Origin of the sequence: Streptomyces sp. NBC_00102, from assembly GCF_026343115.1 — a bacterium.
Classification (GTDB): Bacteria; Actinomycetota; Actinomycetes; order Streptomycetales; family Streptomycetaceae; genus Streptomyces.
This window is the reverse complement of sequence record NZ_JAPEMC010000004.1, coordinates 143,443-162,486: the sequence shown is the minus strand read 5'-3', so window position 1 is coordinate 162,486 and position 19,044 is coordinate 143,443. Positions and strand designations below refer to the sequence as shown.

The 19,044-nt window shown below is 71.8% G+C and carries 17 protein-coding genes; 9 read left to right on the top strand and 8 right to left on the bottom strand.

Annotated features, from left to right (window positions below):
• Positions 1-3: 3 nt before the first annotated feature.
• On the bottom strand, positions 4-879 hold the full coding sequence (locus tag OHA55_RS33845; RefSeq protein WP_266713845.1) for an acyl-CoA thioester hydrolase/BAAT C-terminal domain-containing protein: 876 nt from the start codon (positions 877-879) through the stop codon (positions 4-6).
• Positions 880-1,057: 178 nt separating this feature from the next.
• On the opposite strand from OHA55_RS33845, the gene OHA55_RS33840 reads away from it, so the two are divergent.
• Together OHA55_RS33840 and OHA55_RS33835 are read left to right on the top strand one after the other, a co-directional pair.
• The gene (locus OHA55_RS33840) at positions 1,058-1,888 is read left to right on the top strand and encodes a PP2C family protein-serine/threonine phosphatase (protein WP_266713843.1); all 831 of its coding nucleotides are present in this window, start codon (positions 1,058-1,060) and stop codon (positions 1,886-1,888) included.
• A 58-nt stretch (positions 1,889-1,946) separates the two neighbouring features.
• A complete protein-coding gene (locus tag OHA55_RS33835; RefSeq protein ID WP_266714019.1) occupies positions 1,947-2,954 on the top strand; it encodes an MASE1 domain-containing protein in 1,008 nt (335 codons plus the stop codon).
• 18 nt (positions 2,955-2,972) lie between these two features.
• On the opposite strand, the gene OHA55_RS33830 is transcribed toward OHA55_RS33835, so the two are convergent.
• Entirely contained in the window at positions 2,973-4,241 is a 1,269-nt protein-coding gene (locus OHA55_RS33830) for a D-arabinono-1,4-lactone oxidase (RefSeq protein ID WP_266713841.1), read from the bottom strand.
• Between the two features lie 456 nt (positions 4,242-4,697).
• Here OHA55_RS33830 and OHA55_RS33825 point away from each other — a divergent pair, with 456 nt between their 5' ends.
• Positions 4,698-4,901, top strand: a complete 204-nt coding sequence (locus tag OHA55_RS33825) for an antitoxin (protein WP_266713839.1) — start codon at positions 4,698-4,700, stop codon at positions 4,899-4,901.
• Between the two features lie 304 nt (positions 4,902-5,205).
• Entirely contained in the window at positions 5,206-7,032 is a 1,827-nt protein-coding gene (locus OHA55_RS33820) for an FUSC family protein (RefSeq protein WP_266714017.1), read from the top strand.
• Between the two features lie 61 nt (positions 7,033-7,093).
• Here OHA55_RS33820 and OHA55_RS33815 read toward each other — a convergent pair whose 3' ends face one another.
• The 4 genes from OHA55_RS33815 to OHA55_RS33800 form a co-directional block, all read right to left on the bottom strand.
• Positions 7,094-7,435: a hypothetical protein gene (locus OHA55_RS33815; RefSeq protein WP_266713837.1), complete on the bottom strand. Its 342-nt coding sequence runs from the start codon at positions 7,433-7,435 to the stop codon at positions 7,094-7,096.
• A gap of 45 nt (positions 7,436-7,480) precedes the next feature.
• Positions 7,481-9,211 carry a cytochrome c oxidase subunit I gene (gene ctaD / locus OHA55_RS33810; protein WP_266713835.1) on the bottom strand — a complete coding sequence of 577 codons (1,731 nt, stop codon included), beginning with the start codon at positions 9,209-9,211 and terminating at the stop codon, positions 7,481-7,483.
• Positions 9,212-9,374: 163 nt separating this feature from the next.
• Positions 9,375-10,388, bottom strand: coding sequence for an alcohol dehydrogenase AdhP (gene adhP, locus OHA55_RS33805; protein ID WP_266713833.1), 1,014 nt, complete (start codon positions 10,386-10,388; stop codon positions 9,375-9,377).
• A 140-nt stretch (positions 10,389-10,528) separates the two neighbouring features.
• Complete coding sequence (locus tag OHA55_RS33800) at positions 10,529-11,080, bottom strand: GH25 family lysozyme (protein ID WP_266713831.1); 552 nt, start codon at positions 11,078-11,080, stop codon at positions 10,529-10,531.
• A gap of 27 nt (positions 11,081-11,107) precedes the next feature.
• Here OHA55_RS33800 and OHA55_RS33795 point away from each other — a divergent pair, with 27 nt between their 5' ends.
• Complete coding sequence (locus OHA55_RS33795) at positions 11,108-11,929, top strand: NADPH-dependent F420 reductase (RefSeq protein WP_266713829.1); 822 nt, start codon at positions 11,108-11,110, stop codon at positions 11,927-11,929.
• Between the two features lie 58 nt (positions 11,930-11,987).
• Here OHA55_RS33795 and OHA55_RS33790 read toward each other — a convergent pair whose 3' ends face one another.
• Positions 11,988-12,842 carry a pentapeptide repeat-containing protein gene (locus OHA55_RS33790; RefSeq protein ID WP_266713827.1) on the bottom strand — a complete coding sequence of 285 codons (855 nt, stop codon included), beginning with the start codon at positions 12,840-12,842 and terminating at the stop codon, positions 11,988-11,990.
• Positions 12,843-13,003: 161 nt separating this feature from the next.
• Here OHA55_RS33790 and OHA55_RS33785 point away from each other — a divergent pair, with 161 nt between their 5' ends.
• The 3 genes from OHA55_RS33785 (at position 13,004) to OHA55_RS33775 (ending at position 15,378) form a co-directional block, all read left to right on the top strand.
• On the top strand, positions 13,004-14,386 hold the full coding sequence (locus OHA55_RS33785) for an FAD-binding oxidoreductase (RefSeq protein ID WP_266713825.1): 1,383 nt from the start codon (positions 13,004-13,006) through the stop codon (positions 14,384-14,386).
• A gap of 175 nt (positions 14,387-14,561) precedes the next feature.
• Positions 14,562-15,056: a hypothetical protein gene (locus tag OHA55_RS33780; protein ID WP_266713823.1), complete on the top strand. Its 495-nt coding sequence runs from the start codon at positions 14,562-14,564 to the stop codon at positions 15,054-15,056.
• Positions 15,057-15,150: 94 nt separating this feature from the next.
• Positions 15,151-15,378, top strand: coding sequence for a hypothetical protein (locus OHA55_RS33775; RefSeq protein ID WP_266713821.1), 228 nt, complete (start codon positions 15,151-15,153; stop codon positions 15,376-15,378).
• A 40-nt stretch (positions 15,379-15,418) separates the two neighbouring features.
• Here the strand turns inward: OHA55_RS33775 and OHA55_RS33770 are convergent, their stop codons facing one another.
• The gene (locus tag OHA55_RS33770) at positions 15,419-16,498 is read right to left on the bottom strand and encodes an enoyl-CoA hydratase/isomerase family protein (RefSeq protein WP_266713819.1); all 1,080 of its coding nucleotides are present in this window, start codon (positions 16,496-16,498) and stop codon (positions 15,419-15,421) included.
• Positions 16,499-16,723: 225 nt separating this feature from the next.
• On the opposite strand from OHA55_RS33770, the gene OHA55_RS33765 reads away from it, so the two are divergent.
• Entirely contained in the window at positions 16,724-18,871 is a 2,148-nt protein-coding gene (locus tag OHA55_RS33765) for a SpoIIE family protein phosphatase (protein ID WP_266713817.1), read from the top strand.
• Positions 18,872-19,044: the final 173 nt, after the last annotated feature.

Sequence of the window (19,044 nt, the reverse complement as noted above, 5' to 3'; positions counted from 1 at the left end):
CGCTCAGTCGCCGGGCCGGGCGTCCGGAACTCCCCGGAGCGCGGCAACGATCAGGGGCCAGGCGTCCGCCCCCAGAATCGCGTCCGCGTGCGGAGTGCCGCCGTGGAGGTGTGCGCGGGACGCCGGCAGCACGCTCTCGCCGGGAAACCGGGGGCGGTGGCCGGCTTCGGCGCGGCTGATCACCGTGACCTCCGCGCCCGCCGAGCGACGCCGGGCGGCGAGCCGTTCGGCGGCCGGGAGGGAGGGCCACATCTTGTCGTCGCCACCGGCGACGAGGAGCATCCCGGCACGGGCGCGTTCCACGGGGATCGCCGCGCCGGGAAGCAGATGGCCGAAGGTCCGGCGGCTGAGCTCGTACCAGCCGGTGAAGGCGACGGGCTCCCCTTCGGGGCTCCCGGGTGTCCAGGAATCGTCCATGGGAAGAAAGGGCAGCGGTTCGCCCTGCCAGGACCACGAGGACCGGTACGGGTGGTGCCTGCCGTCGTGGCCCGGTCCGACGTTGCACCAGACGGAGTCGGTCGGCGACACCGCGACCACCATGTCCACCCGCGGATCGCGTACGGCCGTGAGCAGGGCCGCTTCGGCGCCCTTGGAGACGCCGAGTATCCCGATGCGCGAGGCGCCCGTCGACCTCAGCAGTCCGACCGCGTCGGTGAAGGTCTCCAGGGGTATCTCGCAGATGCCCGGCGGCTGCCCGGGCCCGCCGAACCAGCGCATCGCCAGTGCGGTCAGCCCCTGCCCGGCGAGCAGACGCGCCCGCTCACGTTCCACCCGCCCGCTGGACCCGGCCAGGATCAGGACCGCGGCGTCGCTTCCCCCGGTGGAAGTGGTGAGGACTCCCTCCCACGGGGTGTCCAGTTCGCGCTCGTGGACGTCCACGACGATCCCCTCCTCGTACGGCTCCCGCCGTCGAAGGGCCGGGCGGCTCCGGTCCGGATCGTACGGTGCCGGCTCCGGGCGACGAGTGCCGGGCCCCGCCCGGACACGGCTCCCGCCGGGTAGCCGGACCGGCCCGCGCAAAATACGCTGCAATGACCGATCCGCACTGGAGCAGCCGATGACTCGCCGGAGGAATTCCGCCCCAGCGAGCGCCGCGGACCTCCTCGGCACCCTGCAGCAGCTCACCGCCCGCGCGCGGCAGGAAGTGGAACTCCACCAGGCCCGGGTCGAGCTCGCCGAGGCGCTCCAGCGCACCATGCTCCCGGGCGAGCTGCCCTCGGTCCCCGGTCTGCAGACCGCCGCCCGCTATCAGCCGACCCACCACGGGCTCGACATCGGCGGCGACTGGTACGACGGGTTCGAGCTGCCGGACGGGGCTCTCGGCTTCGTCATCGGTGACGTACAGGGGCACGACGTCGAAGCGGCGGCCGTCATGGGGCAGATCCGGATCGCCATGCGGGCCATCGCGGGCAGCACCCCGGACCCGGGCGAGATCATGCGTCGCACCAACGACCTGATGCTGTCGGTCACGGCCCCGCTCTTCGCCACCTGCACCTTCCTGCGGGTCGATCCGGTCACCCGCGAGCTGCACTCGGCCCGCGCGGGCCATGTGGCGAGCGTGTGGGCGACCGTCGACGGACGGTCCGGGATCGCGGAGAGTCCGGGAGGTCTGCCGCTGGGCATCATGGGTGGGGAGACCTATCCCGTCACCCGGCGCACGCTCGACGTGCCCGGCGCGGTCGTCCTGCTGACCGACGGGCTGGTGGAGGGGCCTTCCCTCGACATCGACGAGGGGCTCGAAGGGATACGAAGGCTGGTGAGCGCCCATGTTGACGCCTCAGCCGAGGAGCTCGCCCAGACGGTGCTCGGGGCCGCGGACATGACGGGCCACGAGGACGATGTGGCTTTTCTCGTCCTGCGGCACGGAGAGGGCGGCACGGCAGGCTGACGGCACGCCGCGCGTGTCACCGCCGGTGTCGTGCGGGGGCCGGTGTCTGATGACACCTGTGATCCGCAGCGAGAAGGCCAGACGCCGGACCGTGGCCGCCGCCCAGCTCCTGGGAGTCGTGGTCGCGTACTACCTGTCCGGCCGACTGGGGCTGCTGCGCCGGCTGGAGGCGTACCAGTCCGTCGTGACACCCCTGTGGCCGCCCACGGGAGTGGCGCTGGCCGCCCTGTTGCAGTTCGGCGTACGGATCTGGCCGGGCATCGCGCTCGGCGCCCTGTTCACCACGCTCTCGGTCAGCGGCTCGCTCTCGCCCTTCGGGATCGGCATCCTGGCGGGAAACACGCTCGGACCACTGACCGCCTACGCGGCCCTGCGCTCGGTGGGCTTCCGGAAGGAGCTGGACCGATTGCGGGACGGGGTCGCCCTGGTCTTCCTGGGCGCCTTCGCCGGGATGCTGGTCAGCTCCACCCTCGGCTGCGTCACGCTGGTCGTGGCGGAGAAGCTGCCGCCGGAGAGGTACTGGCCCGTCTGGGCGTGCTGGTGGGCGGGCGATGTGATGGGTGTGCTCGTGGTGACACCCATCCTCCTGGTCCTGCGCCGGGCAAGGATGCCCCGGATCACCGACCGCTGGCTGGAGGCCGCCGGTCTCTTCGTCGTCATGTCGGTCGCCTCACTCGTGGCGACCAACAGCACCCTCGCCATGCTCTATCTGGTGTTTCCCGTCCTGATCTGGGCGGCGCTCCGGTTCCAGCTGGCCGGCAGTGCTCCGTGCGCCCTGCTCGTCTCGGTCCTCGCGGTGATCTCGGCGACGCATCAGGCCGGGCCGTTCCGGGGCCATCAGGTGCTGGAGGTGATGCTGAACCTCGCCCTGCTGAACGGTTCGGTGACGCTCACCTCGCTCCTGCTGTCGGCGGTCGTCACGGAGCAGTTGGACATCCGCCGCGAGATGGAGCACGCCTGCGTGGAGCTGGCGGATCTCGTCGAGGAGCTGACGCCCCGCTCGGCCGTCCGCGCCCGGAGACCCGGGTCCGGCGAACGCGCGGCGATCGGTCCGGAACCCGGGTGAGGCGGGCTTCCCCGTGCGTCAGTCCCCGGACCGGGGGAAGAAGCGCCGCAGGAAGTCGTTGCGGAAGACTCCCTCGGGGTCGTACCGGCCGGCCAGCTCCTCGAAGCGGGTCCAGTCGGGGTACAGGCCCCGCAGGTCGTCCGGCCCCGCGGGGAAGACCTTTCCCCAGTGCGGCCTCGCGCCGAACGGGGCTAGCGCTTCCTCGACGGCGTGCAGCACCGGGGTGACGGCCTCGGCGTCCGGCTTCCACGTGAAGTGGAAGGCCACCGAGTCGCGCCCCTGGGCGGGGCTCAGCCAGAGTTCGTCGGCCGCCACCGTCCTGATCTCGGCGATCAGCAGATGGGGTGCCACGCGGTCCTGTATGCGCTCCAGTGCCTCGAAGGCCGCCGGGGCGTCCTGGCGTGCCACGAAGTACTCCGACTGCAGCTCGTCGCCGCTGCTGGGGGTGAATTCGAGGCGGAAGTGGGGCAGCCGCTCGTACCAGGGTCCGCGTACCCCCTGCTGAAGGGTGCAGTTCCCGGCCGGCATTCCGGGAACCGGGTGGCGGGGACCGTCCGCGAGCGCCGCGCCGCGCCACGCTGCCGGGACTTCGTAAGCGTCCTCGGCGTCCACGGCGCGCTTCACCCACACCTGGTCGACGGGTCCGCCGCGCCAGCTCGTGAAGAGGCTGACGCTGTAGCCCTCGGACATGATCTCGTCGAACCCGTGCACCGCCTGGTCGCGGGGCAGACCTTCGTAGACCCATTGCCGGACGTCGAAGGCGGGCACCAGGTCGAGGGTCAGCCGCGTGACGATGCCGAGGGCGCCGAGGGAGACCACCGCGCCGGGGAAGTCGGGGTGGCCACGCTCCAGGGTGGTCAGGGATCCGTCGGCGCGGACGATTTCGACGGCGCGGACCGCTCCGGCCAGCGAGCGGTTCCCGACGCCGGATCCGTGGGTCCCGGTGGCGCAGGCTCCGGCGACCGAGATGTGCGGGAGCGAGCCGAGGTTGTGGAGCGCGAAGCCGCTCTCGTGCAGGGGTGCGGCCAGGTCCCCGAACCGCAGTCCGGCGCTGACCGTGGCGGTACGCGCGGCTGAGTCGATCTCGACCGTCCGGGGAAGCCCGGCGACCGAGACCAGGTCACCCCGCGTGTCGGCGATGTCGTTGAAGGAGTGCCGGGTGCCGAGTGCACGGATCTCGGTGGACAACCCCACGATGTGGCGCAGCTCTTCCACGGAGGTGGGGGTCAGCAGGCGCCGGGCACCGAAGGTGACGTTCTTGGCCCAGTTCCGCTCGGGAGCGTTCACGCGGCGCTCCCCTGACGTGCGACCCGACGGACCGTGCGGGCGACGGAACGCGGGCCGACCGGCGGGCACGAGGCGGTTTCCCGTGCGGAACGCGAGGGCGGGACAGATTGATCGATCATGCGTACGGAGCTTAGTCACCGACTCCGGGCAACGAGGTGCCGGTGGGTGGCCTCCGGCAGCTCCGGTGCGTCGTCAGTAGGGAAGCTGCCGGCCGGAGGGCGTGCGCAGGTCGAGCGGGGGCGGCCCCGAGGGCTGCGGCGGACGACGGACGATCTTGATGCGGCCCATTGCCACCACCTCCTGTTGGTCATCCGGTATTTGCCCAGGGGGGCGGTGTTCACACTTCCGTCCAGGTGCGGGCTTCGCATCCCGTGACACGGCCGGGGATGCGGAGCGGGCGCGGGGCGGCCAACCTGGGAAGGACCCGGGGGGGAAAGACGACGGGAAGGTCACACCATGTCGGCGATGGACAAGATCAAGAAGATGCTCAAGGGGCACGAGGACCAGACGGGCAAGGCCGTCGACAAGGCCGGCGACATGATCGACAAGAAGACCGGCAACAAGTACCAGGGCCAGGTCGACTCGGCCCAGGACAGCCTCAAGCGCCAGTTCGGCGCACCGGGCGAGCGGGGCGGCGAAGGGAATCCGCCGCAGCGGTAGGCGGTGCGGTCACGCATCCGAGCCGGCTGTGATCCGCCGCACGGGAGAGGCCGTGGGTCCCCCTGGTCGGCGCACCGCTCCCGGCCCGTCGTTCCGTCGGGCTGCGGGGTTTCACGTCCCGGAAACGGTCGGGTAGCACGTTCTCCACGACGCTCCCCTAGGCTTGGTGCACGCAGCCAAGGCCGAGGACGTCCACCGGCGCACCACGTCACCGCTGGACGGGAGCCACGTGTTCCGACCTGCCTTGCCCACTCTCCCCTTCCTCACCTTCTCGCGACCGCTGCCCCGCTGGCTCGGCCACGTCATGAACATGCAGCGCACCCCGGTGCCCTGGGGCGCCGTTCTGCGGGGCGGGCCGGCCGCGCTGCCGCTCCTGCTCGCGGTCCTGGCCGACCGCCCTTCGCTGGGAGTGCCCGCCGCACTGGGGGCCATGCTCGCGGGGATCAACGACCGGCCGGGCAGCCGCCGTGGTGCGGTGCTGCGGCTCGGGGTCCCCGCGGTGATCGGCTCCCTCGGGCTGTTCGTCGGCACCTGGCTCGGCGACCTCACCGGCGGCGGGCGTTCCCTGGTGCTCATGCCGCTCGCGCTGGCCGTGCTCGGACTCGTGGCGGGTGCGCTCAGCTCGACCGGGCCGGTGGCCTCCTCCTGCGGGACCCAGTTGCTGGTGGCGGCCGTGATCGGCGCCGGGATGCCGCTGCCCGAACCCGGCTGGCAGCGGGCGTCCCTGTTCCTCGTCGGCGCGGGGTGGCTGCTGGTGCTGCGGCTGGTGCTGCCCTCCCCGGTACGTTCCCGGGCCAAGGGCGGCGCTCCGTACGTCCTCGACGGGGAGCGGGAGGCCGTGGCGGCGGTGTACACGGCCGTCGCGGAACTGCTGCGGGCCGCGGGGAGCGACCGGGCGCCGGGCCGTCGCGCGGCGCTGAGCGGCGCGCTCGACCACGCACAGGACACCCTGTCCGGGCCGAGGCTGCGACGGCACGCGAGTTCGGCGGCCGAGCGCAGGCTGCACGCCCAGTACGCCGCGGCGTTCCCCCTGGCCGAGGCGGCGACCGCGCTGGCCTGGGCCGGGGAAGCACTGCCCGCCCGGATCGCGGAGGGGCCCGACCGGCTGGCTCGGGCCGTCCTCACGGGCGCCCCCTGCGGCGCGCTTCCCGCTCCGGCCCGGTCCGGATCGGGACTGCGGGCACTCGACGAGGCGCTGCTGCGCGCCGCCACCGATTTCGACAGCCGGGAGGGCCGCACGCCGCGGACCGTCGGGGCCTCGCGTCGTACGTCCCTGCTGCGCCGCGCCTTCGGCCCGGCCGGGCGCGCGTACGGGATCCGGGTCGCCCTGTGCTGCGGGACGAGCACAGCGCTCGCCCAGGTGCTCCGTCACGACCACTGGTACTGGCTGCCGGCGACCGCGGTGTTCCTGGTCAAGCCCGATCTCGGGCCGCTGGCCTCGCGTGTGCTGTGCCGGGCGGTCGGGACGGTGGCGGGAGCCGCTCTCTTCGCCGTGCTGCTGGCTCCGTTCGCCGGACCCGCGGTCGCGGTGGGAGCGGTGGCGGTGTGCGGTGCGCTCGTCCCGGTGGCCAGCCGTCATTTCGCGGCCCAGACGGCGGTCGTCACCGTACTGGTGCTCTCGCTGGTGGTCCTGACCGGTGAGCCCTCCGCCGGTGCCGGGCGCATCGTGGAGTCGCTGCTGGCCTGTGCGCTCGTCCTGGTGATCGGCCATGTGCGGATGCCTGGTCAGCGGGTGCACTCGGTGCGCTCGGCACTGGACACGTCCTCCTCGGCCGCGTACCGGTACCTGCGCCACGTCCTGGACCACCCCGGGGACGGGGAGCTCCGCGGCGATCTGCGGCGGGACGCCTACCGGTCCCTCGCGGCGGCCCGGAACGCGATCGATCTGTCGGCCGCCGAGCTGCCGCCGGTGGCCCGGCGTACGGCCGGGTCCGCCGAGGTCGCCCATGCCCTGGAGTCGCTGATCGACACGACGACGGCCTGCGCCGTGCACCTCGACGGGCGCCCGGCCGGGCTCTCCCGTTCGTACGCCGACCGGCTGTCCGCCCGGCTGTCCGCTCTCGACGCCGCGCAGGCGGGTGCGTTCCGGCCGGACCGGCACGCGGCGGGGACCCCGGCGGCGACGCGCTGAGGACGTACGGCGCTCCCCGCCGCGGGCGTGGTGCCCGCGGCGGGGAGCGTGGTGGAACGGGTCAGCGGATGAGCAGGGTCAGCGCGGCGCAGGCGCCCGTCACGGCGCCTGCCCCGGCGACCGACAGCGCCACGCAGCGGTTCCTGAGCTGTTCGTAGCGTGCGGTGTACTCGGCACGGAGTTCGACCGCCCGTCCGGCCACCCTGCTGAACGACTCCCGGCAGACCGCGACCCGGTCGGTGACGTAGACGCGCTCCACGTCCTCGCGCTGGGCGGTGGTGAGCCAGGGCAGCTGATCGGTGAAGCGGCCGGCGCGGCGGCGCGCCTCTTCGACCTCGGCGTTCCACAGGAGATAGCCCTCCATGCGGGCAAGACCCCGGGCGCAGTCCGGATCGGGTTTCACGCGTTCCTCTTCTCGTGACGGCGGATGTCTTCGGGCCGGCCGCGCCTACTGCTGCTTGTCCCCCGGGGCGATGGTCACGGAGGCGCCGGGCACGTTGGCCGCGTCGTCGATCGCGCGGACGTAGGGGTGGTGCAGGTCGAACGCCGGGGACTCCGAACGGATCCGGGGCAGGGTCACGAAGTTGTGGCGCGGGGGCGGGCAGGAAGTCGCCCACTCCAGCGAACGGCCGAAGCCCCACGGGTCGTCGACCTCGATCTTCTCGCCGTACTTGGCGGTCTTCCACACGTTGTAGAGGAACGGCAGGATCGACAGGCCCAGCAGGAACGAGGCGATCGTCGAGATCGTGTTCAGCGTGGTGAAACCGTCGGCCGCGAGGTAGTCCGCGTAACGGCGCGGCATGCCCTCGGCACCGAGCCAGTGCTGCACCAGGAACGTGCCGTGGAAGCCCACGAACAGCGTCCAGAACGTGATCTTGCCGAGCCGCTCGTCCAGCATCTTGCCGGTGAACTTCGGCCACCAGAAGTGGAACCCGGCGAACATCGCGAACACGACGGTGCCGAAGACGACGTAGTGGAAGTGCGCGACGACGAAGTACGAGTCCGAGACGTGGAAGTCCAGCGGCGGCGAGGCCAGCAGGACACCGGTCAGACCACCGAAGAGGAAGGTGACCAGGAAGCCGGTGGCCCAGAGCATCGGTGTCTCGAAGGACAGCGAGCCCTTCCACATCGTGCCGATCCAGTTGAAGAACTTCACACCGGTCGGTACCGCGATGAGGAACGTCATGAAGGAGAAGAACGGCAGGAGCACCCCGCCCGTCACGTACATGTGGTGCGCCCACACCGTCACGGAGAGACCCGCGATGGCGATCGTGGCCGCGATCAGGCCGATGTAGCCGAAGATCGGCTTGCGGCTGAAGACCGGGATGACCTCGCTGACGATCCCGAAGAACGGCAGGGCGATGATGTACACCTCCGGGTGTCCGAAGAACCAGAAGAGGTGTTGCCAGAGCAGCGACCCGCCGTTGGCCGGGTTGAAGATCTGGGCTCCGAACTTGCGGTCGGCCTCCAGGGCCAGCAGCGCGCCCGCGAGGACCGGGAAGGCCAGGAGGACCAGGACAGCGGTCAGCAGCACGGTCCACACGAAGATCGGCATCCGGAACATCGTCATGCCGGGCGCGCGCATGCAGACGATCGTGGTGATGAAGTTGACCGATCCGAGGATCGTGCCGAAGCCGGAGAATGCCAGACCCATGATCCACAGGTCACCGCCGACGCCCGGCGAGTGGACCGCGTCGGTGAGCGGGGAGTAGGCGAACCAGCCGAAGTCGGCGGCGCCCTGCGGGGTGAGGAAGCCTCCCACCGCGATGAGCGAACCGAAGAGGTACAGCCAGTACGCGAACATGTTCAGTCGGGGGAACGCCACGTCGGGCGCACCGATCTGCAGCGGCATGATCCAGTTGGTGAAACCGGCGAACAGCGGCGTCGCGAACATCAGCAGCATGATCGTGCCGTGCATCGTGAACGCCTGGTTGAACTGCTCGTTGGAGACGATCTGGTTGCCCGGCCGGGCCAGTTCGGCACGCATGACCAGGGCGAGAATGCCTCCGACGCAGAAGAAGGCGAAAGACGTGATCAGGTAGAGCGTGCCGATCGTCTTGTGATCGGTGGTGGTCAGCCATCTGATGACGACATTTCCCGGCTGCTTGCGCCGTACCGGCAGTTCGTCCGCGTACGCGGCCTCTGATTCCACCGGTTCTGAGGTACCCCTCGTCGTCACTGCGACGCTCCTTTGATCGACGGCCCGTTGCGGACTCGCCGACCAGAATGGCCCGGTGGGGTTCGGCCCTGTGGGACATCCTTCCCGGTGGGGCGTCACGGGGCGCCAAGGACACCCGAAAGGCCCAACGGCGGCGGGGCGTGGTCGCCGCCGTCGGGGGGTGTCAGCGGAGATCGAAGACGAGCCGGCCGGACACCTTCCCCTCCAGGACCTCGTCGATCGAGCTGTTGATGTCGTCGAGCCTCCGGGTCTCGCGGACGACCCGGGTGCGGCCGAGGCGGTGCAGCCGGAAGACCTCGGCCAGGTCCTCGCGGGTACCGACGATGGAGCCGACGACGGTGATCCCGTTCAGGACCGTGTCGAAGACCGGCAGCGCGAGCGTACCCTCGGCCGGCAGCGCGACGAGGACGAGCGTCCCTCCGCGGCGGAGCGATCCGTACGCGGCGGAGAAGGACTCGTTGCTGACCGCCAGGGAGATCGCCGCGTCGGCGCCGCCCAGCTTCTGGGCCTCTTCGGCGACGTCCTGGGTGCGGGCGTCGATGACGTGGTCCGCACCCAGCTCCCGGGCGAGCGTCAGTTTCTCGTCGGTGACGTCGACCGCGATGGTCTCCGCGCCGAAGATCCGCGCGTACTGGAGCGCGAGGTGTCCGAGGCCTCCGATCCCGGAGACGAGGACCCGGGCGCCGGGGCGGGCGCCCGAGAGCTTCACGGCCTTGTACGTGGTCACGCCCGCGCAGGTCAGCGGGGCGGCGTCGAGGGGGTCGATCCCCTCGGGCACCGGCACCACGTAGGTGCCGTGGGCCACGGCGTACTCGGTGTGGCTGCCGTCGACCGAGTAGCCGCTGTTGCTCTGCTCCAGACAGAGGGTCTCCCAGCCGGACACGCAGTGGTCGCAGTGGCCGCAGGCCTCGCCGAGCCAGGGGATCGCCACTCTGTCTCCCGCCGAGAGGTGGTTCACCTGGTCACCGACGGCTTCGACCACGCCGATTCCCTCGTGTCCGGGTACGAAGGGGGGCGCCGGTTTCACGGGCCAGTCCCCCCGGGCGGCGTGGATGTCGGTGTGGCAGAGGCCGGAGGTCTCCATCCGCACCAGCACCTGGTGCGGTGCGGGGGTCGGGACGGGCCTCTCCTCCACGGTCAGGGGTTCGGTGAAACTGCGGACCACGGCGGCTTTCACAGGCGCTCCTCCGTTCACCCGGTGTGCCGGAGGCGCATGGAGCCACCGCTGCACCGGATCGGACATTTGCCACAAAATATCCTAAGCCGCTTGAGCTGTTCCCGATCGGCGCGGCTCCACGCGCGGGCACCCGGCGGGCCCTACCCCCCGGCCCAGTCGCGCAACTCGGCGGGCGAGGCGAAGGCCGCCACGTTCCTGTCGAGCGGATGGTCCGTGTACTGGTGGAAGCGCCAGTCCGCCTGGATGCGCGGCTGCCCCGGTTCCACGTAGTCAGCGATCCACAGGCCGTCGCCCGCGTACGAGGTCCTGTCGACGTCGAGCCAGAACGAACGGCCGCAGTAGAGCAGAGCCCGGTGGTCCGGGCGGAGCCGTTTCAACTCGTGGAGGAACTTGTCCTTGTCGGCATTGCCGGCCCGGGTGCCGTCACCGGTCCGCTCCCAGTCGACGGCGAAGAGGTCCCCAGATTTCTCCGGCGTTCCGGCGAGGAAGTAGCGCACCTGCTCCGCCACCTTTCCCGGCCAGAGGAAGTGGTAGAAGCCGACCACGCAGCCGGCGTCCCGCGCCCGCTTCACCTGGGTGGCCAGGTGCGGATTGACGTAGGAGGTCCCCTCCGTCGACTTGATGAAGACGAAATCCACTCCGTCGGTTTCGAACGTCTCCTGATAGGAGCTGACATCTATTCCGTGCAGCATGGGGGCCACCTTCCGGCGAGGTCCGGGATGTCCGTCCTCGTCCCTTCAGATGCCCGCGTCGGGCGCGTGCCATTTCCGCTTCGGCTGAAGTATCGATTCGCCCGCAGGAATAGCGGGCGGGACGGAGGGGTTGGCGCACTACGAGTGACCATTCAGCCTTTCCGCACGACACGAAGAAGGTCGGATCATATGCAGATCGGCATCATTGGTGCGGGCAATATCGGTGGCAACCTGACCCGGCGTCTGACCGCCCTCGGCCACCAGGTGACCGTCGCCAATTCGCGCGGCCCCGAGACTCTCGAAGCCCTCGTCGCGGAAACCGGAGCCACGGCGGCGAAGGCCTCCGAAGCGGCGCGCGACGCGCGGATCGTCGTGGTGACCGTGCCGCTGAAGTCCGTCCCCGACCTGCCCGCCGGTTTCCTGGACCACGCGGCGGACGGAGCCGTGGTGATCGACACCGGCAACTACTACCCGCAGCAGCGGGACGGCCGGATCGCGGAGATCGAGGAGGGGCTGCCGGAGAGCCGCTGGACCGAGGCCAGGATCGGCCGCCCGGTCGTCAAGGCGTTCAACGGCACGTTCGCCCAGGACATCCTGGACCGCGGTCTTCCGCAGGAGACTCCCGGCCGGCAGGCGCTTCCCGTGGCCGGGGACGACGAAGAGGCGAAGAGGGCCGTGCGGGACCTCATCGACGAGCTGGGGTTCGACACGGTCGACGCCGGCGGTCTGGACGAGTCGTGGCGCCAGCAGCCCGGCACACCCGTGTACGGAAACCGGGGTGACGCCGAAGCCATCCTCAAGGCCCTGGCAGCGGCCTCGCCCGAGCGCACCGCGGAGTGGCGGGCGTAGGTGGTGTCCGGCGGCGAGACCGGTACGGCGCGTTGGACGAACCTCCGCGCCGTCGCGGTCAGGCGTCCCAGCGGGCTGGGCGGCTGAGCGAGGGCGGGATCCTCGTCGCACCGTCGCCCCGGGCCGCGTTGAGCTGGACCTGGGTCAGGAAGAGGGTGTCGGTCAGGTCGGCGCCCGCGAGCCGGGCGTCACGGAAGTCGGCTCCGATCACGTCCGCAAGGCCCAGGTCCGCGCCGGTGAGGTCCGCCGCCACCAGGCACGCCGACCGCAGGTCGGCGCCCCGCAGATCCGCGCCCCGGAGCCGGGCCCCGAAGAGATCACGGCCCGGGCGACGCCTTCCGGGGCGGTCGGGCACGGTGGCGCGGACGAGCGCACTGGCCCCGCGCAGCAGGGGCGCGACCGTCTCCCGGTGCGCCGGCACGTCCAAGCCGGCCAGTTGGTCGGCGGGTTCCAGGGTGAGACGTTCCGTGGCGTCGTACGCCCGTCGCAGTTCCTCGCGCATCGGGCCCGCCGCGGGCAGGCCGAGAGCCTCCGTCAGAAGGGCGAGCATCTCGTGGAGCTGACGCATCACCCGGAACACCCGGAACATCTCGTCCGCGGTCTCCGGGCGGGAACGCCAGTTCTGCCCCGCGTACACGCCCTGCGAGACCTTCTGCCCCGCGCCGAAGCAGTCGTACACCGTGCATCCGGGATAGCCGGCGGTCCGGAGCCGCCGGTGGATCCCGCAGCGGAAGTCCTCCTGGAGGTGCGAACAGGGCTCGCCCGCCTCCTTGTCTACCGCGAAGTCGGCGGAGGCGAAGAGGGTGAGGGCGACGCAGCACAGCCCGAAGCAGTTGGCGCAGTCCGCGCGCAGAGCGTCCGCGGCGGTGCCGGAACCCGGGGCGGGACTGGTGGTCCGGGCTGTCTCACCCACGTTCGCGGTACCTCTGCGTTCCCTGCGGAGCGATGGAGCCTGGAGCCTGCCCAGGGAGTCTTGTGCGGTCACCCGATTTTCCGGCGGCCCGCCTCCGAGCCCCCGACCGGCGCGCGCCATGATGGATGGCACATACATCGTTGCAGGAGGTGGCCATCGGCATGACGAACGCACCGGTCGACAGCATCCCGGCCCGACGGGTGCTCACGGGCCCCGCGGATCTGGCCCGCTATCAGCACGACGAGGCCGAGTGGGCTCCGTACGGGATGCCCCGGGCGGTGGTGCGGCCGCAGAACACCGCCGAGGTGCGCGCCGTGGTGCGCCACTGCGTCGAGCACGGCATCCCGCTGGTGTCGCGCGGAGCCGGTACGGGGCTCTCGGGCGGGGCCAACGCGGTGGACGGCGCGATCGTGCTCTCCTTCGAGGACATGAACGCGGTGCTGCGGATCGACCCCGCCGAGCGGCTCGCGGTCGTGCAGCCGGGCGTCGTCAACGACGACCTGCGGGCCGCCTGCGCGGAGCACGGACTCTGGTATCCGCCCGATCCCGCCAGTTCCCCGTGGTCCACCATCGGCGGGAACGTGGCGACGAACGCCGGTGGCATGTGCTGCGTGAAGTACGGCGTGACCCGCGACTACGTACTCGGCCTGGAGGTCGTCAACGGACTCGGCGAAACGGTCCGGCTGGGGCGCAGCACCGCCAAGGGGGTCGCGGGGTACGACCTGGCCGGGCTGATGGTCGGCTCCGAGGGCACGCTCGGCGTCATCACCGAGATCACCGTGCGGCTCAGGCCCCGGCGGCCCGCCGAGCGGACCGTCGCCGGGTACTTCCCCTCGGTGGTGACTGCGGGCGAGGCGGTGAGTGCCGTCACCGCCTCGGGCGTCATCCCCTCTGCCCTGGAACTCGTCGACCGCCACTGTCTCGCCGCCGTCGACGCCTGGAAGAACATGGGGCTTTCCGCCGACGCCGAGGTCGTACTGCTGGGCAGGGTCGACACCCCGGGAGCCGAGGGGGACGCGGAGGCGGAACTCGTACGGGAGTGCTTCGAGCGGGCCGGGGCGACCTGGGCCGCCGTCTCCACCGACCAGCAGGAGGCCGACGCGCTCTTCGAGGCACGGCGGCTCGCCTACCCGGCGCTCGAACGCCTGGGCCCGGTGCTCACCGAGGACGTGTGCGTCCCCAGGACCGCGGTGCCGGAGATGCTGGCGAGGATCGAGCGTACGGCCGCCCGGCACGACATCCTGGTGGCCAACATCGCGCACGCGGGCGACGGCAACCTCCATCCGCTGATCATCACTCCGCCCGGGGACGAAGCCGCCCGGGGACGGGCCCAGTCGGCGTTCGAGGACATCCTGGACGACGCGATCGCGCTCGGCGGCACGGTGACGGGTGAACACGGCGTGGGCCTGCTGAAGATGGGCGGAATGAGCAGAGAGCTGGGTCCGGCCGTGCTCGCCATGCACCGGGCCGTGAAGTCCGCCCTGGACCCGCACGGCATCCTCAACCCCGGCAAGGTGCTGTCCACCGGGCTCCCGGGGGCCTGAACCACGTCCCGACGCGCCGCCGGGCCGGCCGGCGGCGCGTCGGGGCCGGTGCCGCTGTCAGTGGGTCGCGGCACACTGGCCGTACCGGAAAAGGGACTTCGGCACGGGTGAGGGATGTCGCGCATGAGGGATGTCGCGCATGAGGGATGGCGGGGCCACGGAGGTCGGGCGAGGTATGCCGGACGCTGAGGAGACGGGCTTTGAACCGGCGACCGGGGACGGGCTGGCCCTCGCGGCGACCGCGGTGGCGGCACGCGCCGCCGCGGTGGCCACCGCCCACGCGGGTCTGCTGCAGATCCGGCGCGTGACCAACCCGGAGCATCCCGCCCCGGAGTCGGTACCCGCCGCCTGGGAAGTCCTGCGACCCGTGCGCGCTGTGGCGCTGGCGCTGGAGGCGGCCGGTGTCGGACCGTCGGCCGTGGACGCCTCGGGCCGGCGGGCCTCGGCGGGGTATCGGGTCCACGTGGGCCCGGCCCCCGGCACGGTCCGCGTGGAGTGGGTGGGCCCGCCGGGCAGCGGCGCCTCCACGGACGAGGAAGCGTCGCTCACCCGGTGCGCGGGTGTCCTGCGCCGACTGGGCTGGACGGCCCTGCTCTACCGGGGACCGCGGCGGCGCAGGTTCCTGGAGGTGGAGCCGCCGGCCGGCCTCCGGCAGGCGGTCGGCAGGTGACTGGGGTCGGTGTCGTGGCGAGGCCGGTTGCCCGCCGATGTCAGACCCGTGGGAGATGCTGATGGTCCGACACCTCTGACCAGGAGAAGCCGAGATGGAGAAGGACGAGCTCGCCGCGGCCCAGGCTTACGTCAGGCTGCTGGAGGCCACCCGGGCCGCACTCACCGAGCCGCAGGAAGCTCCGCTGTACCTTCCGCTGCTCACTGCCCCGATGGAGGAGGCGGACCTGGCTCTGCGGGACGCCGATCTCTCCGGGAACGAGGAGCGGCTCTTCGCTCTCGTCCGGGCGCTGCGGCCGAGCATGTCGGCGAGCAGCCGGTGAGCCGTGCCGCTCCGGTGCGCGTCACGCGGGTCAGCCCGGGTCACCCGTCGCCGGGGGCGGGCGCCAGCCCGAGTTCCTCCGCGCCGAGCGGAGCGAAGTACCGGGCCACCTCGCTCTCGCGGACGTCCTCGATACGCGGCGGCGCCCAGCGGGGCGCGTAGTCCTTGTCCACGATCCTGGCGCGCACGCCCTCGACGAAGTCGGGGTGCGCGAAGGCGCGGGAGGAGACACGGAAGTCCTGGTCGAGCGACTCCTCCAGACTGCCCGCCGCCCGCGCCCGGCGAACTGCGGCCAGGGTGACCGCGAGTGCGGTGGGTGACAGCGTGAGAAGCGTGTCGGCGGTCTCCTTCGCGGCGGGGGCCCCATGGTCGCGGAGCCGGTCCACGATCCCGCCGACGGTGTCGGCGGTGTAGCAGGTGTCGATCCAGCCGCGCGCGGCGTCGAGTTCCCCGGCCCCCGCGTCGGTGGCGTGGCTCCGGACCGTGCGCGTGATGTCGGCGGGGGTCCCACACCCGGAGAGCGCGGCCGTGAGAGCCGGGAGGTCCCCCGAGCGGACGTGGTGGTCGGCGAGGCCGCACAGCAGTGCGTCCGCGGCGCCGACGGACCGGCCGGTGAGCGCGAGGTGGGTTCCCAGCTCGCCGGGGGCCCGCGACAGCAGGTGGAGCCCGCCGACGTCCGGCACGAAGCCGATGGCGGTCTCCGGCATCGCGACCCGTGAGCGCTCGGTGACGACGCGTACGCTCCCGTGCGCCGAGATGCCGACTCCGCCGCCCATCACGATGCCGTCCATGTAGGCGACGTACGGCTTGGGGAACCGGTGGATCCGCGCGTTGAGACGGTACTCGTCGCGCCAGAAGTCCAGGGACGCGCTGCCGCCGGCCCTGGCGTCGTCGTGCAGGGCACGGATGTCGCCGCCCGCGCACAGACCGCGCGCACCGGCGCCCGAGATCACCACCGCCGTGACGGCGTCGTCGCGCCCCGCCGCCGCGAGCGCCGCGTCGAGGGCGCGCACCGAGGCGTGGTCGAGGGCGTTCAGTACCCGCGGCCTGTTCAGGGTGATGTGGCGGACGTGGCCGTCGTCGCGCAGGAGGACGGGGAGGACGGGGGCGTCGTCGTTCATGGATGCGCTCCGGTACGGGTTCCGCGGCGGCGCCCGCGGGTGCGGGCGACGGAGTCCCGCCATTCTGCGCCGCCGCCCGGTTCCGCCCGCGCGGGGGGCGTCGCCCCTCCCGGGTGGGCTCACCAGCATCTCTGGCACTCCCGCCGGACCGGCTCGACAATTGGACGACCAGGGTCTTTCCCCGCAGCCCGTCGGGCCCGCCGCCGGACGACCTCCGGAGCCGCAATGACCGACCAGACAGAGTCCGCGGAACGCGCGTCCGCGCCCCCGCGTCCAGACGCCTCGGCCCACGACAGTGGGATCGACACGGTCCAACGGCTGGCGATGAACCGGACCGGGAGTTTCGACTGGGACCTGGAGACCCGGACCATGAACGTGGACGACGCCGGGCTGATGGTTTTCGGCGTGGATCCCGCGACGTTCGACGCCAGCAGGCCCGGGACTTTGGTGGACCTTCTGGAACCCGCCGAGCGTGAGCGCCTCAACCTGTCGGTCGACGAGGCCGTCACCAGTGGAGCCAATTCTTACAGCGTGCACTTCCAGGTGCCGCTGCCGGGCGGGGAGGTCCAGTGGACACACGCTCAGGCGCGCATCCTGCGCCTCCCCGACGGCAGGGCCCATCGCATCGTCGGAGTGGTGCGGGACGCGACGGCGGAGGTCACGCACTCGGATTTCGTTCTGGAACTGGAGAAGCGCCGCCAGCGCCAGACGAGCATCGTCGAGCGGACGACCAGTGCCATGTCGCGTGCCGCGTCCGTGGACGACGTCACGGCGGCGCTGAGCGGGCCGGGGGGGACGGCGAGGCTGGGTTCGGACGGGGTGACGCTCGGGCTGGTGAAGAACGAGTCGCTGAACGTCGTCGCGGTGAGCGGGCAGACGCTGGAGGCGTTCGACGGACTGGGCTCCGGCGATCTCCGGCGGAAGCTGCCGCTGGTCGACACCATCCTCAGCGGTCGTCCCCGGTTCATCACCTCACCCGACGATCTGGTCCGGCGCTATCCGGTGCTGGAGTCCCACGTGGACCTGCTGGGCTTCTCGTCCGCCGCCTATCTGCCGCTCGTCGCCCAGTCGCGTTCACTGGGCGGGCTGGCGATGTTCTACGGCAGACCGATGTCGTTCAACGCGGACGAACGGATTCTCTGCCTGGGCCTCGCCGCCATCCTCGCGCAGAGCCTGCAACGGGCGATGCTCTTCGACGAGGAGCGCGAGTTCGCGACCGGGCTCCAGGCGGCGATGCTGCCCCGGCGGATCCAGAGCGTCGAGGGCGGCGAGATCGCGGTGCGCTACCACGCCGCGCGGACCGGGCGCCAGGTCGGCGGCGACTGGTACGACATGATCGCACTGCCCAACGGCCGGTACGGCCTGGTGGTGGGCGACGTACAGGGACACGACACGCACGCGGCGGCGATCATGGGACAGCTCAGGATCGCCCTGCGCGCCTACGCCGCCGAGGGGCACCCGCCGGCGACCGTACTCGCCAGAGCTTCGCGTTTCCTCGCGGAGCTGGACACCGACCGCTTCGCGACCTGCACCTACGCGCAGGTCGATCTGGGCTCGGGCGCCCTGCGCGTGGCTCGCGCGGGCCACTTCGAGCCGCTCATCCGGCACGCCGACGGGCGGGTCCGCAGCCCCCAGGTCAGGGGCGGTCTCCCGCTCGGCATCTCGACGTACTTCGAGTACGAGGAGTTTCCCGAGACCCGTCTCGACCTCGTGCCGGGCGAGACGCTCGTGCTCTTCAGCGACGGCCTGGTCGAGGAGCCGGGGGCCGACATCGACACCGGGCTCGCGGCGCTGGCTCAGGAGGTACGGACCGGGCCGCCCGGGGCCGAGGCGCTCGCCGACCATCTCTCCGAACGGCTGTGGGAGCGCTGGGGATCGGGCGACGACGTCGCTCTGCTGGTGCTCCGGCGCAGTCCGGGCGTGGGGTCCACGCTGGCGCCCAGGCTGCACCAGTACATCCACCAGGCCGATCCCGAGGGCCTCTCGGACGCCCGCTCGATCGTCCGGCAGGCGCTGACCGACTGGGACATGGAGGAATTCGCCGACGACGCCGAACTCGTCACCGGGGAGCTCCTGGTCAATGTGCTGCTGCACACGGAGGGAGGCGCGGTGCTCACGATGGAGGTGCTTCCCGAACCGGTGCGCCGGATACGCCTCTCGGTCCAGGACCGCTCCAGTGTATGGCCGCGCAGGCGCTCTCCCGGTGAGACCTCGACCTCGGGACGCGGGCTCCTGCTGCTGGACGCCGTCGCCCTCAGGTGGGGCATCGAGCCCCGGGGCGAGGGGAAGGCCGTGTGGTGCGACATCGGCCCATCCGAACCGCCCGCCGCCGGCCCGGAGGGGCAGGAGGCTGAAGGCGACGCCCGCGTCTGAGGGGTCGGAATCTGGCGGGCAGGCAGTCGTCCGTGGGAATTCCGCCCCTGCCGGGCGACAGAAAATGGCTCGAAGCGCTCGGTCCGGGGGCCGCCGTGCTGTTCGCGGTACGGACCGTCCGCGGGGCCGGCGGACGGTGAGCCGCCGGGGGCGTCCCGGCGGCTCGGCGGGAC

Excerpts from the sequence above, each read along its gene's own strand:
- OHA55_RS33825 (WP_266713839.1), top strand. The coding sequence starts at position 4,698 with ATGTCGGCGATGGACAAGATCAAGAAGATGCTCAAGGGGCACGAGGAC.
- OHA55_RS33780 (WP_266713823.1), top strand. The coding sequence starts at position 14,562 with ATGCCGGACGCTGAGGAGACGGGCTTTGAACCGGCGACCGGGGACGGG.
- OHA55_RS33765 (WP_266713817.1), top strand. The coding sequence starts at position 16,724 with ATGACCGACCAGACAGAGTCCGCGGAACGCGCGTCCGCGCCCCCGCGT.
- OHA55_RS33795 (WP_266713829.1), top strand. The coding sequence starts at position 11,108 with ATGTCCGTCCTCGTCCCTTCAGATGCCCGCGTCGGGCGCGTGCCATTT.
- OHA55_RS33840 (WP_266713843.1), top strand. The coding sequence starts at position 1,058 with ATGACTCGCCGGAGGAATTCCGCCCCAGCGAGCGCCGCGGACCTCCTC.
- OHA55_RS33775 (WP_266713821.1), top strand. The coding sequence starts at position 15,151 with ATGGAGAAGGACGAGCTCGCCGCGGCCCAGGCTTACGTCAGGCTGCTG.
- OHA55_RS33785 (WP_266713825.1), top strand. The coding sequence starts at position 13,004 with ATGACGAACGCACCGGTCGACAGCATCCCGGCCCGACGGGTGCTCACG.
- OHA55_RS33770 (WP_266713819.1), bottom strand. The coding sequence starts at position 16,498 with ATGAACGACGACGCCCCCGTCCTCCCCGTCCTCCTGCGCGACGACGGC.
- OHA55_RS33820 (WP_266714017.1), top strand. The coding sequence starts at position 5,206 with ATGAACATGCAGCGCACCCCGGTGCCCTGGGGCGCCGTTCTGCGGGGC.
- OHA55_RS33800 (WP_266713831.1), bottom strand. The coding sequence starts at position 11,080 with ATGCTGCACGGAATAGATGTCAGCTCCTATCAGGAGACGTTCGAAACC.